We start from the raw sequence: 20,098 nt of genomic DNA, 5'->3' as shown, positions 1-20,098 counted from the left end.
GAGTCCCAGCATGAGTAAGGACAAACACAATAACAACGAGTCAAATGTCAAAATAACTGCACAAGAAAGTGAACAAAAAAAGCGCGATAACAAAGCGAAGACAGCAGTAAAAAAAATCACTGCTGAAGCGGAAAAAATAAAAGCTAAAGAAGCCAGAGATGCGACAAAAATTTCAGGCTCACTCAATCAAGACTTAGTGGCAGATAAATCGTCCTCTACTTTATTAGCGAATCAAGCAGAAGCACCAACTACTCAAACTGAAAGTGCTAAAACTGCACAACTACAAGGCTCAGAACTCGCAGCTACGACTGAAAATGATTCGGATAGCTCAGGCAAACAAGCGCAGAGCCTCGAACCAAGTTCACAAGTCGATACCACATTAGAAACCGCTGCAACAAAGCCACCTTCCCCTATCAAAGAAAGTGGCTCTACTGAGACCACTGGAATAACTTCAAATAGTCTTTTTCAAGGCGGCCACACTCAAACACAAGATATTAGCCAATTTAGAACGCCACAAATAAGTTTAGCAAATCACCATACTACGACATCATTTTTAATCAGCTCGGTAGACCATCAAATATCAACGATGACAGCTACTGGCACTGGCACTGGCACTGGCACTGGCACTGGCACTGGCACTGGCACTGGCACTGGCACTGGCACTGGCACTGGCACTGGCACTGGCACTGGCACTGGCACTGGCACTGGCACTGGCACTGGCACTGGCACTGGCACTGGCACTGGCACTGGCACTGGCACTGGCACTGGCACTGGCACTGGCACTGGCACTGGCACTGGCACTGGCACTGGCACTGGCACTGGCACTGGCACTGGCACTCACGAAAGGCCAACCACGATTTTAAGTCAAGCATCAATTCCAAATTTAAAAGAAGATGAGCAAATAAGTTCAGCAAGTGGCACGCTTCAAGCCGAAGGAACGCAAACATCTAATGTCAGTTGGGGCGCAGAAAATACTCAAGGAACATTCGGGCAATTGGTTCTCAATCCAACCACAGGCCAATGGCAATACATACTGGATAACACTAATTCCAATACCGACGCCTTGAATGAAGGTGAGCATCAAACTGAGCAATTTACCATTACTGCAACTGACAATAATGGCGATAAAGTTTCCGCCGTCATCGCAATAGAAATTCAAGGTAGTAATGATCTCCCTGTCATATCGGGATTACATCAAGCAAGCCTGAATGAGCTTGGTGCAATTGATAGTGCTAACGGAAAGCTCACAGCAACAGATCCCGATAAAGGCGACATCAGTGTTTGGGGAGTTAATCAAACTCAAGGTCAATTCGGCCAACTGACTATTGACCCATTAACCGGAGAATGGCATTACCAACTTGATAATCAATCAACTCAAACATTGGGGCTAAATGCGGGCGATATTGCTACTGAACATTTTCAAATCACAGCTACAGATAGCTCAGGTAAACCCGTCACACAAATTGTCACCATAGAAGTTCACGGCACCAATGAAAGTGCTCAAATAGGTGGAATAAATTCAGGTTCGGTCACCGAAGATAAAGACCTACAATTCGGAATGTTACGTGTAGACGGTGCGTTAACCATCACCGATGTTGATAGTGGCCAAGCTCAGTTCAGCGCAGAAACCCTGCAAGGTCAATTTGGTACGCTGACTATCAATAATCTCGGCCATTGGACCTACACCGCGGATAACGCACAAGCCACGATTCAAGGTCTAAAAACGGGTGAGTCGGTAACTGACACCCTGCTGGTTCACTCTGTTGATGGCACTGAACAACAAGTCACCGTGACCATTAACGGCACTGACGATAAAGCAGTGATTGCGGGCACTGCAACGGCCTCACTCACTGAAGATAAAGACGTTCACTCGGGATTATTAAGGGTTGATGGTGCGTTAACCATTACTGATAGTGATAACGGCCAAGCTCAGTTCAGCGCAGAAACCCTGCAAGGTCAATTTGGTACGCTGACTATCAATAATCTCGGCCATTGGACCTACACCGCGGATAACTCACAAGCCACGATTCAAGGCTTAAAAACGGGTGAGTCGGTAACTGATACCCTGCTGGTGCATTCGGTCGATGGCACTGAACAACAAGTCACCGTGACCATTAACGGTACTGACGATAAAGCCGTGATTGCGGGCTCTGCAACGGCCTCACTCACTGAAGATAAAGACGTTCACTCGGGATTATTAAGGGTTGATGGTGCGTTAACCATTACTGATAGTGATAACGGCCAAGCTCAGTTCAGCGCAGAAACCCTGCAAGGTCAATTTGGTACGCTGACTATCAATAATCTCGGCCATTGGACCTACACCGCGGATAACGCACAAGCCAACATTCAAGGTCTGAAAACGGGTGAATCAGTAACTGACACATTGCTGGTTCACTCTGTTGATGGCACTGAACAACAAGTCACCGTGACCATTAACGGTACTGACGATAAAGCAGTGATTGCAGGCACTTCAACCGCAACACTCACTGAAGATAAAGACGTTCACTCGGGATTATTAAGGGTTGATGGTGCGTTAACCATTACTGATAGTGATAACGGCCAAGCTCAGTTCAGCGCAGAAACCCTGCAAGGTCAATTTGGTACGCTGACTATCAATAATCTCGGCCATTGGACCTACACCGCGGATAACGCACAAGCCAACATTCAAGGTCTGAAAACGGGTGAATCAGTAACTGACACATTGCTGGTGCATTCGGTCGATGGCACTGAACAACAAGTCACCGTGACCATTAACGGTACTGACGATAAAGCCGTGATTGCGGGCTCTGCAACGGCCTCACTCACTGAAGATAAAGACGTTCACTCGGGATTATTAAGGGTTGATGGTGCGTTAACCATTACTGATAGTGATAACGGCCAAGCTCAGTTCAGCGCAGAAACCCTGCAAGGTCAATTTGGTACGCTGACTATCAATAATCTCGGCCATTGGACCTACACCGCGGATAACGCACAAGCCACGATTCAAGGTCTAAAAACGGGTGAGTCGGTAACTGACACCCTGCTGGTTCACTCTGTTGATGGCACTGAACAACAAGTCACCGTGACCATTAACGGCACTGACGATAAAGCAGTGATTGCGGGCACTGCAACGGCCTCACTCACTGAAGATAAAGACGTTCACTCGGGATTATTAAGGGTTGATGGTGCGTTAACCATTACTGATAGTGATAACGGCCAAGCTCAGTTCAGCGCAGAAACCCTGCAAGGTCAATTTGGTACGCTGACTATCAATAATCTCGGCCATTGGACCTACACCGCGGATAACTCACAAGCCACGATTCAAGGCTTAAAAACGGGTGAGTCGGTAACTGATACCCTGCTGGTGCATTCGGTCGATGGCACTGAACAACAAGTCACCGTGACCATTAACGGTACTGACGATAAAGCCGTGATTGCGGGCTCTGCAACGGCCTCACTCACTGAAGATAAAGACGTTCACTCGGGATTATTAAGGGTTGATGGTGCGTTAACCATTACTGATAGTGATAACGGCCAAGCTCAGTTCAGCGCAGAAACCCTGCAAGGTCAATTTGGTACGCTGACTATCAATAATCTCGGCCATTGGACCTACACCGCGGATAACGCACAAGCCAACATTCAAGGTCTGAAAACGGGTGAATCAGTAACTGACACATTGCTGGTTCACTCTGTTGATGGCACTGAACAACAAGTCACCGTGACCATTAACGGTACTGACGATAAAGCAGTGATTGCAGGCACTTCAACCGCAACACTCACTGAAGATAAAGACGTTCACTCGGGATTATTAAGGGTTGATGGTGCGTTAACCATTACTGATAGTGATAACGGCCAAGCCCAGTTCAATGCCGAAAGCCTAAAAGGCCAATTCGGTACGCTGACTATCAATAATCTCGGCCATTGGACCTACACCGCGGATAACGCACAAGCCAACATTCAAGGTCTGAAAACGGGTGAATCAGTAACTGACACATTGCTGGTGCATTCGGTCGATGGCACTGAACAACAAGTCACCGTGACCATTAACGGTACTGACGATAAAGCCGTGATTGCGGGCTCTGCAACGGCCTCACTCACTGAAGATAAAGACGTTCACTCGGGATTATTAAGGGTTGATGGTGCGTTAACCATTACTGATAGTGATAACGGCCAAGCTCAGTTCAGCGCAGAAACCCTGCAAGGTCAATTTGGTACGCTGACTATCAATAATCTCGGCCATTGGACCTACACCGCGGATAACGCACAAGCCAACATTCAAGGTCTGAAAACGGGTGAATCAGTAACTGACACATTGCTGGTTCACTCTGTTGATGGCACTGAACAACAAGTCACCGTGACCATTAACGGTACTGACGATAAAGCAGTGATTGCAGGCACTTCAACCGCAACACTCACTGAAGATAAAGACGTTCACTCGGGATTATTAAGGGTTGATGGTGCGTTAACCATTACTGATAGTGATAACGGCCAAGCTCAGTTCAGCGCAGAAACCCTGCAAGGTCAATTTGGTACGCTGACTATCAATAATCTCGGCCATTGGACCTACACCGCGGATAACGCACAAGCCAACATTCAAGGTCTGAAAACGGGTGAATCAGTAACTGACACATTGCTGGTGCATTCGGTCGATGGCACTGAACAACAAGTCACCGTGACCATTAACGGTACTGACGATAAAGCCGTGATTGCGGGCTCTGCAACGGCCTCACTCACTGAAGATAAAGACGTTCACTCGGGATTATTAAGGGTTGATGGTGCGTTAACCATTACTGATAGTGATAACGGCCAAGCTCAGTTCAGCGCAGAAACCCTGCAAGGTCAATTTGGTACGCTGACTATCAATAATCTCGGCCATTGGACCTACACCGCGGATAACGCACAAGCCAACATTCAAGGTCTGAAAACGGGTGAATCAGTAACTGACACATTGCTGGTTCACTCTGTTGATGGCACTGAACAACAAGTCACCGTGACCATTAACGGTACTGACGATAAAGCAGTGATTGCAGGCACTTCAACCGCAACACTCACTGAAGATAAAGACGTTCACTCGGGATTATTAAGGGTTGATGGTGCGTTAACCATTACTGATAGTGATAACGGCCAAGCTCAGTTCAGCGCAGAAACCCTGCAAGGTCAATTTGGTACGCTGACTATCAATAATCTCGGCCATTGGACCTACACCGCGGATAACGCACAAGCCAACATTCAAGGTCTGAAAACGGGTGAATCAGTAACTGACACATTGCTGGTGCATTCGGTCGATGGCACTGAACAACAAGTCACCGTGACCATTAACGGTACTGACGATAAAGCCGTGATTGCGGGCTCTGCAACGGCCTCACTCACTGAAGATAAAGACGTTCACTCGGGATTATTAAGGGTTGATGGTGCGTTAACCATTACTGATAGTGATAACGGCCAAGCTCAGTTCAGCGCAGAAACCCTGCAAGGTCAATTTGGTACGCTGACTATCAATAATCTCGGCCATTGGACCTACACCGCGGATAACGCACAAGCCAACATTCAAGGTCTGAAAACGGGTGAATCAGTAACTGACACATTGCTGGTTCACTCTGTTGATGGCACTGAACAACAAGTCACCGTGACCATTAACGGTACTGACGATAAAGCAGTGATTGCAGGCACTTCAACCGCAACACTCACTGAAGATAAAGACGTTCACTCGGGATTATTAAGGGTTGATGGTGCGTTAACCATTACTGATAGTGATAACGGCCAAGCCCAGTTCAATGCCGAAAGCCTAAAAGGCCAATTCGGTACGCTGACTATCAATAATCTCGGCCATTGGACCTACACCGCGGATAACGCACAAGCCACGATTCAAGGTCTAAAAACGGGTGAGTCGGTAACTGACACCCTGCTGGTTCACTCTGTTGATGGCACTGAACAACAAGTCACCGTGACCATTAACGGTACTGACGATAAAGCAGTGATTGCAGGCACTTCAACCGCAACACTCACTGAAGATAAAGACGTTCACTCGGGATTATTAAGGGTTGATGGTGCGTTAACCATTACTGATAGTGATAACGGCCAAGCTCAGTTCAGCGCAGAAACCCTGCAAGGTCAATTTGGTACGCTGACTATCAATAATCTCGGCCATTGGACCTACACCGCGGATAACGCACAAGCCAACATTCAAGGTCTGAAAACGGGTGAATCAGTAACTGACACATTGCTGGTGCATTCGGTCGATGGCACTGAACAACAAGTCACCGTGACCATTAACGGTACTGACGATAAAGCCGTGATTGCGGGCTCTGCAACGGCCTCACTCACTGAAGATAAAGACGTTCACTCGGGATTATTAAGGGTTGATGGTGCGTTAACCATTACTGATAGTGATAACGGCCAAGCTCAGTTCAGCGCAGAAACCCTGCAAGGTCAATTTGGTACGCTGACTATCAATAATCTCGGCCATTGGACCTACACCGCGGATAACGCACAAGCCACGATTCAAGGTCTAAAAACGGGTGAGTCGGTAACTGACACCCTGCTGGTTCACTCTGTTGATGGCACTGAACAACAAGTCACCGTGACCATTAACGGCACTGACGATAAAGCAGTGATTGCGGGCACTGCAACGGCCTCACTCACTGAAGATAAAGACGTTCACTCGGGATTATTAAGGGTTGATGGTGCGTTAACCATTACTGATAGTGATAACGGCCAAGCTCAGTTCAGCGCAGAAACCCTGCAAGGTCAATTTGGTACGCTGACTATCAATAATCTCGGCCATTGGACCTACACCGCGGATAACTCACAAGCCACGATTCAAGGCTTAAAAACGGGTGAGTCGGTAACTGATACCCTGCTGGTGCATTCGGTCGATGGCACTGAACAACAAGTCACCGTGACCATTAACGGTACTGACGATAAAGCCGTGATTGCGGGCTCTGCAACGGCCTCACTCACTGAAGATAAAGACGTTCACTCGGGATTATTAAGGGTTGATGGTGCGTTAACCATTACTGATAGTGATAACGGCCAAGCTCAGTTCAGCGCAGAAACCCTGCAAGGTCAATTTGGTACGCTGACTATCAATAATCTCGGCCATTGGACCTACACCGCGGATAACGCACAAGCCAACATTCAAGGTCTGAAAACGGGTGAATCAGTAACTGACACATTGCTGGTGCATTCGGTCGATGGCACTGAACAACAAGTCACCGTGACCATTAACGGTACTGACGATAAAGCCGTGATTGCGGGCTCTGCAACGGCCTCACTCACTGAAGATAAAGACGTTCACTCGGGATTATTAAGGGTTGATGGTGCGTTAACCATTACTGATAGTGATAACGGCCAAGCTCAGTTCAGCGCAGAAACCCTGCAAGGTCAATTTGGTACGCTGACTATCAATAATCTCGGCCATTGGACCTACACCGCGGATAACGCACAAGCCAACATTCAAGGTCTGAAAACGGGTGAATCAGTAACTGACACATTGCTGGTTCACTCTGTTGATGGCACTGAACAACAAGTCACCGTGACCATTAACGGTACTGACGATAAAGCAGTGATTGCAGGCACTTCAACCGCAACACTCACTGAAGATAAAGACGTTCACTCGGGATTATTAAGGGTTGATGGTGCGTTAACCATTACTGATAGTGATAACGGCCAAGCTCAGTTCAGCGCAGAAACCCTGCAAGGTCAATTTGGTACGCTGACTATCAATAATCTCGGCCATTGGACCTACACCGCGGATAACGCACAAGCCAACATTCAAGGTCTGAAAACGGGTGAATCAGTAACTGACACATTGCTGGTTCACTCTGTTGATGGCACTGAACAACAAGTCACCGTAACCATTAACGGTACTGACGATAAAGCCGTGATTGCGGGCACTGCAACGGCCTCACTCACTGAAGATAAAGACGTTCATGCAGGCATCTCATCACAAGAGCTTCGCGTGGATGGTGCTTTAACCATAACCGATGTTGATAACGGCCAAGCTCAGTTCAGCGCAGAAACCCTGCAAGGTCAATTTGGTACGCTGACTATCAATAATCTCGGCCATTGGACCTACACCGCGGATAACGCACAAGCCAACATTCAAGGTCTGAAAACGGGTGAATCAGTAACTGACACATTGCTGGTTCACTCTGTTGATGGCACTGAACAACAAGTCTCCGTGACCATTAACGGCACTGACGATAAAGCAGTGATTGCAGGCACTTCAACCGCAACACTCACTGAAGATAAAGACGTTCACTCGGGATTATTAAGGGTTGATGGTGCGTTAACCATTACTGATAGTGATAACGGCCAAGCTCAGTTCAGCGCAGAAACCCTGCAAGGTCAATTTGGTACGCTGACTATCAATAATCTCGGCCATTGGACCTACACCGCGGATAACGCACAAGCCAACATTCAAGGTCTGAAAACGGGTGAATCAGTAACTGACACATTGCTGGTTCACTCTGTTGATGGCACTGAACAACAAGTCACCGTGACCATTAACGGTACTGACGATAAAGCAGTGATTGCAGGCACTTCAACCGCAACACTCACTGAAGATAAAGACGTTCACTCGGGATTATTAAGGGTTGATGGTGCGTTAACCATTACTGATAGTGATAACGGCCAAGCTCAGTTCAGCGCAGAAACCCTGCAAGGTCAATTTGGTTCGTTGACTATCAATAATCTCGGCCATTGGACCTACACCGCGGATAACGCACAAGCCACGATTCAAGGTCTAAAAACGGGTGAGTCAGTAACTGACACCCTGCTGGTTCATTCTGTTGACGGCACTGAACAACAAGTCACCGTCACCATTAACGGTACTAATGATTTACCTGTTATTTCAGGAGCATCCTCAGGAAGTGTTGTTGAGCAGGGTGAGAATCTTATAGGAACTGCAAATATTAGTGGCAAACTTACTGCGACTGATATCGACTCTACTGACAGTATTAAATGGGCGATTAGTCAACCTCAAGGTCATTTTGGCAGTTTATCAATTGATCAGCATGGTAACTGGAGTTATCAGTTAGATAATTCATCAGCAGGAGCGGCAGATAAGTTGGCTACAGGCCAGCAGCAACAAGAAACTTTTTGGGTAACTGCAACGGACTCATCTGGTGTTGATGTACCACACCAAATAACTGTTGATATAACTGGAAGCAATGATAGACCCATTGTCACCGCTTGGACTCAACTAGCTTCAGGGACAGAAGATAAATCTGTCATAATAAAAGCTGCCGACTTACTTACACACGCAACCGATGTTGACACTACTGATACTCTGCAAATCGACCATTTGCAAGCAAACCATGGTCTTCTCACCAACAATCATGATGGCAGCTATACCTTCACTCCAGATAAAGACTATAACGGTGAAGTACGCTTAACTTATAACGTGGTAGATGGACAAGCCGGCAGCGTAAGTACCCAAGCTAAATTCAACCTAGCAGCATCTCCTGATAATGCCATTATTACTGATGCTCAAACAGACCTGAACGTACGTGGTGTCACAGAAGATCGTGGTTACATCGATACCCATTATCAACTGCACTACAACGGCCAATTGAACATACAAGATCCTGATGTAGGTGAAGCCCAATTTGATCCCAATATAGGCCCGCAAACTTACCAAGGAATTGGTTATGACACAAAGTTAGGTGGTCATGTGTTACTAATGCAGGATGGCCGTTACACTTACACCCTGGACAATCGCCATATCCAAAATTTGGCAGAAGGTGAAGTTAAACAAGACTCAGTAGTCATTCGCTCCGCTGACGGTACCTCCCATACTATTGAGCTCACAGTACATGGTACTAATGATAAACCAACGATCGCAGCCCAATCTCATAGCGTTATTGAAGGCGGCGCGCAGTTAAATGGACAAATGCTTGGCCATGATGTTGATACTGGTTCAAGGCTACATTACTCAACCCCACAGATTGATGGACTCACATTAAACCCCGACGGCAGCTACAGCTTTGACCCTAGCCATGCAAGTTATCAATCACTAGCCTCTGGGGTAACAAAAACGCTAACGATTCCAGTCACCGCCACTGATGAACATAATGCCAGCGCCACACAAAACCTTTCTATTAGCATAACCGGCACCAATAATGCCGCCGTCATTGGTGGCGTTGATACTGGCGATGTCACCGAGGGAACTGCTGGACAAGATATGTCGCCAGATTATGCTCAGCCAGGCATGGCTAAGTTAGGTCAAGCAGCATTAACAGCTGATGGCAAGTTAGATATTGTTGACCCCGATACTGGAGAATCTCAGTTTGATCCTAAAGGCGGTGCCTGGAATAACTCTTACCATGGACAATATGGACACTTACTATTAAACACAGATGGTACTTGGCATTACGATGTTACCGTAGGGAGTGTTGATTGGGTCGGAAATCGTAAGACAACAATCGGCACTGTCATTGATAAATTAGGTGAGCATCAAACGTTAACTGATACCATTACTGTATACTCCAAAGATGGCACTTCGCACGATATTGTTATCACCATTCACGGTAGTAATGACAGACCTTACTGTTCGTCAGAAGTGATTCTAAATGCAGGTACTGAAGATACTCGCCAAACTATCACTGTAGCGCAACTGCTACAAAATACTGTCGATGTCGATAACAATGATGTCGGGCTGCTAACTATTGAAAACCTGCATGCAGACCATGGTTCGATTAAGCACAATAAAGATGGCAGTTTCTCATTCAGCCCAGAAAAAGATTATAACGGTCAAGTCCATTTCACCTATGACGTGAAAGATGGACATGGCGGCGTTACGCATACAAGCGCATCGACCACGCTTTCTGCGGTTAATGATAACCCTGATGTTTCACCGTTAGCCGACAGCATCAAAGAAGGCGCAGGTCATAACCTAGACTTGCTAACTGGCGCTACAGATATTGAGGGCGATACGCTACATATCGAGCAACTGACTTACTCTATCGATGGTGCTCCTAGCACAACACAATTACCATCAGGATTATCATTAGCCGCTGACGGTCATACCTTAATGATTGATGCCACAGACCCAGCCTATAATCATCTAGCCAATGGTCAATCACTTAAAATTGCAGTGTCATACCTTGTTAATGATGGTCATGGTGGTCAAAGCCAACAAACTGCAAACTTAACGATTCAGGGGACCGATGACAAAGCGACACTTGTGTCTAATGTTATTCAGCTAACAGAAACCCAAGCCCTCGATAGTCAATTTAAAACTTACAAGGGCAACTTACAGCTTGTTGACCCCGATACTGGTGATAAAACCCATTTCGCCCAACTGAGTGGAACATATTTAGGCCAAGGTTTTGCCCCTGGTAATCTCGATGTTTGGTCCGATGGCTCATATCAATTTAGGTTGGAAGGCGCGAGTAATCGCCATGCAGATGATCTTATCAGCAGCTTGCACACTGGTGAGTCGCTGGAGATCCCGTATGAGGTTAAAACTAGCGACGGCCAAACATTGACCATCATGGTTAAAGTAATAGGAGAAGATAACCAAGCCAGAATAGAAGTCGGCCGGTACTCAAGCTTTAATGAGCATGCTTATGAAGACAACCTCTCCCCAGGCATTACGCCGAATCAGATTTACAGCGGCGGGAATTTACATGTTATCGATCCCGATCATGATCAAGCAGGCTTTATTGCACAAAATCTAACGACCCCTGAAGGTGGCCATTTCTTTATTAATGCCAGAGGTAACTGGGCTTACACCATAGACAATGACAAGTTGCAACATCTAGGTGCAGGTCAAAGTTATCAGAAAACCTTTACCGTTGAATCTATTGACGGTAGCGCACATCAGAATATTACAGTCACTGTCCATGGTACCAATGATGCGCCCGTGGTTTCAGCACAAGTACAGTTGGCTGCGGGCACCGAAGACACCGATATACAACTGAGTACAGCCGAGCTAATAGCCAATGCCACTGACGTTGATGACAATGATGCAGGCCAGCTCAGTATTGCCAATTTAACTGCAGATCATGGCACTATTACAGTTAATCCAAACGGTACGTTTACCTTTCATCCTCAGAAAGACTACAACGGTCAAGTTCATTTTAGTTATGACGTTAAAGATGCACATGGTGGTGTCACATATACGGGTGCAACGACAACATTAGCGGCGGTTCAAGATAGCGCAGTTATTACAGAAGTTAATACTGGTAGCATCATTGAAGACGGGCCTCATGGCAGCAATACTAATGGCACAGTAAATGAGATAGCCACAGGTACACTGAATGTTACAGACCCTGACAGTGGTGAAAATGCGTTTAGATACAGCCAATTCGGAGAAACAAAAATACACGACCCGTTCGGGGGTATGTTACGTATAGATAATGGTGGAAGCTGGGGTTACAGTGTAAACAACGCTAACCTTCAACACTTAGCTGAAGGTCAAACCGAAGTTGTTATATATCGAGTACATAGTAAAGATGGTACACCCTACGATCTTCATATTAATGTCACGGGGACTAATGATGCACCCACTATAAACCAAGTGCATTTAACCAATGGTACTGAAGATGTCAGTTACCAAATGCAAGCAAGCCAGTTTGGTTTTAGCGATGTTGATTCTGGCGACACACTTCATTCTATAAGCTTAACCAATCTGCCAAGTTTAACTGAAGGTAAATTTGTACTTGATGGGCACGATGTTAGCGCAAACCAAGTTATCGATGCAGGCGACATCGGTAAATTACAATTTATCCCAGCAAAAGATTTTAACGGTGATATCCAGTTTACGTATACCGTTAATGATGGTCATACAGATTCGGCGCCTGCAACAGGCTCTTTAAATATTGCTTCAGTGGAAGATCTATTAATCGATAGTGGAGTTCGTGACTTAGGTGTAACGGATGAAGATACCACCACCCACTTTACAGAAGCACAATTATTGGAACATTTATCTGATGTTGATGGCCCATTGCATGTAAGTGGCTTACCAACATCGGCACATGGTGCAGTCACAGCAAATGCTTCTGGAGGATATGATTTTACTCCAAACCCTAATTACCACGGCCCTGCAGAAATTGACTACAAAGTCACTGATGGCTCGACTGAATATGCTAAAACAGCTCAACTATCTGTAACCCCAATCACCGATACAGCACAAGTCGGCCTTAGCATGACAGCCCAACAACAAGTGATGCAGTTAGGTACAGATGGTTCTGCCTCTGCAATGAACAATGGGGTGTTACAAACCGGCGACCAAATCAATAGTGTCGCAGTCGAGTTTAATGTTATCGGCGGCCCACAAGTCACATCGGGCTCAACACACGGAGCCACCTACTTTAGTTATGCCAATAGTGAATCAGATAATGAAATGTATGCTTGGAAACCAAGCAATTTAACTATTGCGATCCATGGCACTGAATACGCTACAGGAATCGATACAACTCAAGATACTGCAACTCACCGCTATTCAATTTTATGGGATTCAAATACAGGGGTACTGCAAGTATTAGTGGATGGTGACGTTAAGTTTACTCATGCAAATGTCCATAAAGGCCAACCAATGAATGGTCATGGCACCCTAGCTATTGGACAAGATCAGGATGTGGTTCATGGTCAGAAATTTGTGCTTGAGGATGGCTCACATCAATCTCATGGGTTTGGTGTTAATGACGCATTTCATGGTCAAATTTTTAGTACATCAATGGTGACGAATCACCCTGTAGTCCCCGCTTCTCTTCAGCATGCTCCTCTAGCGAATACGGTTGATAAAGATAATGGCCTTGTTATTGATATGAGAATGTCAGCTTCAGGGCAGTTAGTTGATATGACTGGGCACCATCAGCTAACCTCTTTTGGATCGTTAACCTCACATACTGTGTCAGTTGATACAGGAGTCGCTATTCCTAATAGTGATTCTTTACTGAATCTTAGCCCTCATATTGTCGACCCCGTTGATCCCGACGACCATATTTCTAAGGTAGAATTACTAGGATTGATTTCAGGCACAGTCATCACCGATGGTACTCCTGGGCACAATCATGTTGTTTCATCAATGACGGATGCTCTCAATATTCAGGGCTGGGATTTAGATCATCTTACCGCGCAGTTACCTGGAGGCAATAATCATAACATGGACATTATTGTCCGTGTGGAGACTACCGGACCAGATGGCGCCACCTCAACCACAGAAGCACACCAGCCTTTAGTGCTTGATCCTACTAAACCGATTCCAAATGCCGTAATTAGCGGCGATGATAATAAGACAACCGATGAAGACACGTCGATATCAGGACAGCTATTAATTACCGATACCGATACCGCACAAGCGTATTTTGATACTACGCCTATTGATGGCAAGTATGGCCATTTAACGATTGATACAGACGGCCATTGGACTTATACACCAAATGCTACAGCCAATGCCTTAAATAAAACTGATCATGTACAAGATGCGTTAATTGTTACCTCACTTGATGGCACCCAGCATCAAATTGTCGTTAACATTGATGGCCGTGACGATAACCCAATCGTTACTGAACTTGCAGCACCTAAAACCGTTATAGAAGACGGTGGACATGACCATGTTCGCACTTCAGGAATGCTAAGTATCAGCGATCCTGATACCGGTGATACCCATAGCATTACTGAACAAACCGATGTATTGGGCACTTATGGACATTTTTCAATTGCGGCGAATGGCGGCTGGCATTATGAACTTGATAATGCTTTACCTGCAACTCAAGCCTTAACCGAAGGGCAACACGTTACCGAAACATTCAATGTAGTCGTTACCGATAATGAAGGTGGGCAAACAACTCACACCATGCACTTTGACGTTCAAGGTAGCAATGAAGCGCCAACAATTACAGCAAGCACAATTTCAGCTTATGAAGATACCGACTATCACTTTACAAAGGCGGATTTTGGGTTTACTGACAGTGATGGTGGCTCATTAGAGCACTTAACGATTACGGAGCTACCACCTAAATCTCAGGGAGAATTAAGCTTAAATGGTCACGCTATAACGGCTAACCAACAAATCAGTAATGCGGACATTCCTAATTTAGTGTTTACGCCAAATCTTAACTTTAATGGAAATGTAAACTTTAAATATAGTGTTAGCGATGGCCATGATAGTTCAGCAGAAGCTCAGGCAACTATTGATGTTGCTTCTAGAAATGATGCACCAACGATAACGCCAAACTCACTGAGCGGTACAGAAGATAATACTTATAGCTTCAACGAAGCTGATTTTGGTTTTACCGATGTCGATAATGGCGATACTCTAAATCACATTACTATTACCGATTTACCAGATATTGCAGACGGTAAACTTACTTTAAATGGTGTAGAAGTTACAACCAATCAACAAATTTCAGCCACTGACATAGGTCAACTTAAGTTTGAACCAAGCGCCAACTTCCATGGTGATGTAGACTTTGCTTATTCAGTCAATGATGGTCATGTGGACTCAGCACCAGCCAGAGCATCAATACATATCGCTTCAGTTGACGATCCATTAATCGATAGCGGTATGCGTGATTTAGGTACAACGGATGAAGATACCACCACACATTTTACAGACGCGCAATTACTCGCAAACTTATCAGATGCCGATGGTGCGTTACATATAAGCGGCGTGCCGACATCAACTCATGGCACAGTAACAGCGAATGCATCAGGAGGGTATGACTTTACCCCGAATGCAAATTACCATGGACCAGCTGAAATTGACTATAAAGTCAGTGACGGAACGACCGAGTACGCCCAAACGGCTCATTTAAGTGTGAGCTCAGTTACAGATGCAGCAACGACTTCCTTGTCTGCAGAAGTTCAACGTACAGCATTTGGCCTAACCTCATCATCTGACCATGGATATATCAAGCCACATGGCGATCAAATTGAATCGGGTGGTGATTTACACGCTTTTACGGCTGAATTCACTTATATCCATGATCCCAAAATCACCATTGGTACTTATCAAGATTTTGTTATGTTTCATGGGGTTAAACCTGATGGCACGCCTGATATGGATGGCGTTAATTTCGGCATGTGGACCTTTGGCGGTAATTTGAAGTTTACCAGTTCACATATCAGTGGTGATAACGGCAACCCTGGAGTCAATTTTAATGATGGTCAAGATCATCGTATAACCATGACATGGGATGGTAAAACAGATACCGCTCTACTTTATGATAACGGTGTTTTAAAAGTTACGGTTCATGGTTTTGCAGGAAGTGATCACATTGCGGCAAATCCATTTTTAAATGTAGGCAGTAAATACGTTCCGGGGCATTTTGCAGGACAAGATAAATTTCCAGGACGATTGCTCTCAACTAGTTTTGCCTCGCAAGCACTTACACCAGAACAAATTCAACATGGCCCAGTCTATGAGTCTGTTAGTAAAAATAATGGTCTATTAATCGACATTCGATCCGACAGTCATGGCCTTATATCAGACCAAACAGGTCACCATCAGCTTGATATTGCTGACTTACATACGTTTACAGGTGAAATGGTCAATACTGGCTCAACGGCTTTAGCGCCAGGCGATGTATTACATATGCACCTGTCAGTAGCGGCTCCTATAGATCATGACGATGTTCTCAGCAAGATAGAGATATTGGGACTTGCGAAAGGCACGATTCTTAGCGATGGTCATCATAGTTTAACGATTGGCTCAGCGGTGCAACATGCGGATGTTACCGGTTGGGATTTAGATAAAGTGACAGCAACATTACCTGCTCATGGCGATCAGAACATGCTAATGCAGTTAGTCGCAACCACGACCGGACCTGATGGTATAAGTACAACCGATAGTGCAAAACTGCCAATAATATTAGATGTTAACTCCCCGGTTCCTGATGCTGTTATTACCGGGGATGAACAACTAACCACAGATGAAGTCTCAACTGTATCGGGTCAGCTAACTATTACCGATACAGATTCATCACAAGCGTATTTTATAGCAGAAGTTATACCAAGTGCTCATGGTCAATTTACGATAAAAGCTGACGGAAGTTGGGAATTCACCCCAAGTAAGCTGGCAGAAACCTTGACTCAAAACCATAACGCCACCGATATTGTTACCGTAAAAACTCTTGATGGAACAGAGCAACAATTGAGTGTAACACTCATCGGCAGCGACACTGCCCCAACAACCGTCACCACCGATTTAGGCAAGGTTGAATCTGGTCGCACCCACGACTTCCAAGCAACAGATTTGCTTGCTAATGTTACCGATGTCGATACCAGTGCAGCAGGGCTATCGATTGTGGCGGGCTCACTGCTCTCTCCCCATGGAACTGTGGTAACCAATCCTGACGGTAGCTATAGCTTTACAGCAAATCCAGGCTTTGTTGGTAACGATTTAGCCATTAGTTTCAAAGTCAGTGATGGTCATAACACTATTGATGCCAACGCAATAATTGATGTCACGCCGCCTCTTGCAATTACTCGGTTAGAATATGATACCGGTGTCAGTGATAGTGACTTTGTTACCAGTGACGGCCACATTATCTTATATGGTACTGGCGAGCCCGGTAGCACTATCATGGGCAGTGGGGTTCTCAGTGGCCCTAAAGCAATTGTCGATGCAAATGGTCATTGGAAATTGGATGTTAGCGCAACAGATCGCGCCGATGGCACTTATACGCTAACCGTAATTGAAGTAAAAGCTGACGGCAGCTATGCTCAGGCACATCATCAAATCACTATAGATACTGCTAAACCCACGCTATCTATCGACCCTATATCTAATGACGATTGGGTAAATCATCATGACCATCAGCAGGATTTAACTATTACAGGTGCCACAACCCATGTGGCTGATGGCAATTCGGTTGATGTGATTGTCGCAGGTACACACTATAGCGCCAACGTTAACAATAACCATTGGCAATTGGTCATTCCGGCAAATCAAGTTGCCAATATTAGCGACAGTGCCTATCAAGTCCATGCAGAGGTTATCGCGACCGCAACTGGCGACACAGCTCAAGTTCAACGCCAGCTAGTGGTATCTGCCGATTTAAGCACTCTGGTACAAACTCAGGCAGTAGAAGAGGACAGTAAAACCACAGCCACAGGGACTTTATTTGCTGTAGGCGCGAGTGAAACTGTTACCACTACAGGCGTATTACAAGGCAACTACGGCACTTTACAAATGAATGTCGATGGTAGTTACCAATACACATTGGACAATAACGCAGCCGCTATTCAGCAAATGGGGCAAACAGATACCCATGCAGATAACTTTTTCATCAGTTATACCAATAACCATGGCGACACCAAACATGCCGTGGTTAATATTGGTATTCATGGCACCAACGATGCCCCCCTATTAACGGGCACTTTTGAAATATCTCGTTCAATTACGACGGGCTCAATGACCAACACCCATTCCTTTGGCTATATCAATATTGATGACATCGATGCTGGTGATAAACTCAATATTGAATACATTGATAGTCAGGGTGGACACCATCTATTAGATTTTACGCCAGGCAACAGTAATAAAATTGATGTACAAGGCATCGGTCATTTTAATATCGATGCCGATGGACGTTGGGATTTTACCTTCAGCCACAGTGGTCCTGAGCGTGACAAGCTTGATCAAGAAGTGGCCGCAGGTAAGATTCACTCCGAAACAGTCACCCTTAAAGTAACCGATGGCAGTGGGCAGAGTCGGGAAGAACACCTAACAGTACACATTGGCGATGGTAAGACCGGACCACAGATTTTCGGAGCGTCCGAGTCTGTGGTTACCGAAGACAAAGTGACTCAATCCCACGGCTTGCTCGATTTATTGGTCGGTGACGTCAAGGTGGCCAGCGGTGTCACGTGGGAGTTGCAACCTGGGGCTCACCCTCAATACGGTGATTTAACATTAAACCCCGATGGTAGTTGGCAGTATCAAGCCAATAATGGTTCAGCTCGTGTACAAGCCCTAGCTGAAGGTGAACGACTTGAAGAAACAATAATGGTGACCGCTACCGACTCTCTCGGTCACAGCGTAGACCAAACAATGAAGTTAGTGATCATCGGTACTAATGATGTACCTGTTGTTGGCCATGCCCTTGCTAATACGGTTGTTGAAGATCATCTGCTCACTCTGAGTAAAGCTGATTTACTTGCTAACGTTCACGATACAGACGCTAAAGATGTGCTTGATGTAAGCCATTTATCAATAGTCGGTGGTGGTACTATTACCCAACAAGGTGACCATTGGGTTATTAATCCAGGGGTAAATTATAATGGGGAATTACGCTTAAATTATACGGTGACCGATGGTCATGTCGCGATAGATAACAGTATGGCAATTCATGTGTCGCCTGATGCCGATACTCCTACCATGATATTTACTAAGCATGTCGGAGATTTAACTTCGCCACTCGATACTATGGCGATTTCGGGTAATGAAAATACTGATTTAGCGCTTAATATTAACGTATCCAGTCCCGATATAAATGAGACACTCACAGTTGAAATCACAGGCGTTCCATCAGGGGCTTCGCTATCTGCGGGGACTGAAAATAACGGTATATGGTCACTACAACAAAGCGAGTTAACTAACCTCAAAGTTATTCCTGAAGCAGACTTTCATGGCCATTTTGATTTGACGATTAGCGCCACGTCCCATGATGGCAGCTCAACCAACTCTGCAAGCCAAGTGATTGCAGTGGAAGTTGTCCCTACACCGATATCTACTCCAGCGCCAGTATCACAAAGCGATGAACCAGATACGTTAAATCAAAGTGATGATATCGACGTTAGTTTAGTCATTGACAGTACCGATAGTCTAGCCGCACCAGCACCTATCGATCATTACTTGCATATGGTTGGATTAAGCCATGATGAGATTAAACCTGATACTGGCATTCCAGACCTAGCGGGGTTGCCAACAATGCATGAGCTTAACACTGCTGATCCACAAGCAGACATGCTTGATACTGTTGAAGTCGATGCATTTGAAAACCCATTAGATGACGAGCATAAAGAACACCCGCAACATGCAGATCATGATGCTGCCAGCATAATTGATGCGCCAACAGAGCAAAGTGACATTAATCAAGATAACGATGATGACATGCTACACCAAGCATTAAACGATATGCATAATCAGTTTTAGGTGTGGCAA

Annotated in this window: 1 protein-coding gene; it reads left to right on the top strand. The window is 45.5% G+C overall.

Going from position 1 to position 20,098, the window contains the following annotated elements; all coding sequences use genetic code 11:
• Positions 1–10 precede the first annotated feature (10 nt).
• Positions 11–20,089: a VCBS domain-containing protein gene (locus tag QPX86_RS03365; RefSeq protein WP_285164180.1), complete on the top strand. Its 20,079-nt coding sequence runs from the start codon at positions 11–13 to the stop codon at positions 20,087–20,089.
• The last annotated feature ends 9 nt before the right edge of the window (positions 20,090–20,098 follow it).

Origin of the sequence: Shewanella goraebulensis, from assembly GCF_030252245.1 — a bacterium.
Classification (GTDB): domain Bacteria; phylum Pseudomonadota; class Gammaproteobacteria; order Enterobacterales; family Shewanellaceae; genus Shewanella; species Shewanella goraebulensis.
The sequence above is the reverse complement of the archived record's forward strand: the minus strand, read 5'-3'. Positions and strand labels throughout refer to the sequence as shown.

Excerpts from the sequence above, each read along its gene's own strand:
- QPX86_RS03365 (WP_285164180.1), top strand. The coding sequence starts at position 11 with ATGAGTAAGGACAAACACAATAACAACGAGTCAAATGTCAAAATAACT.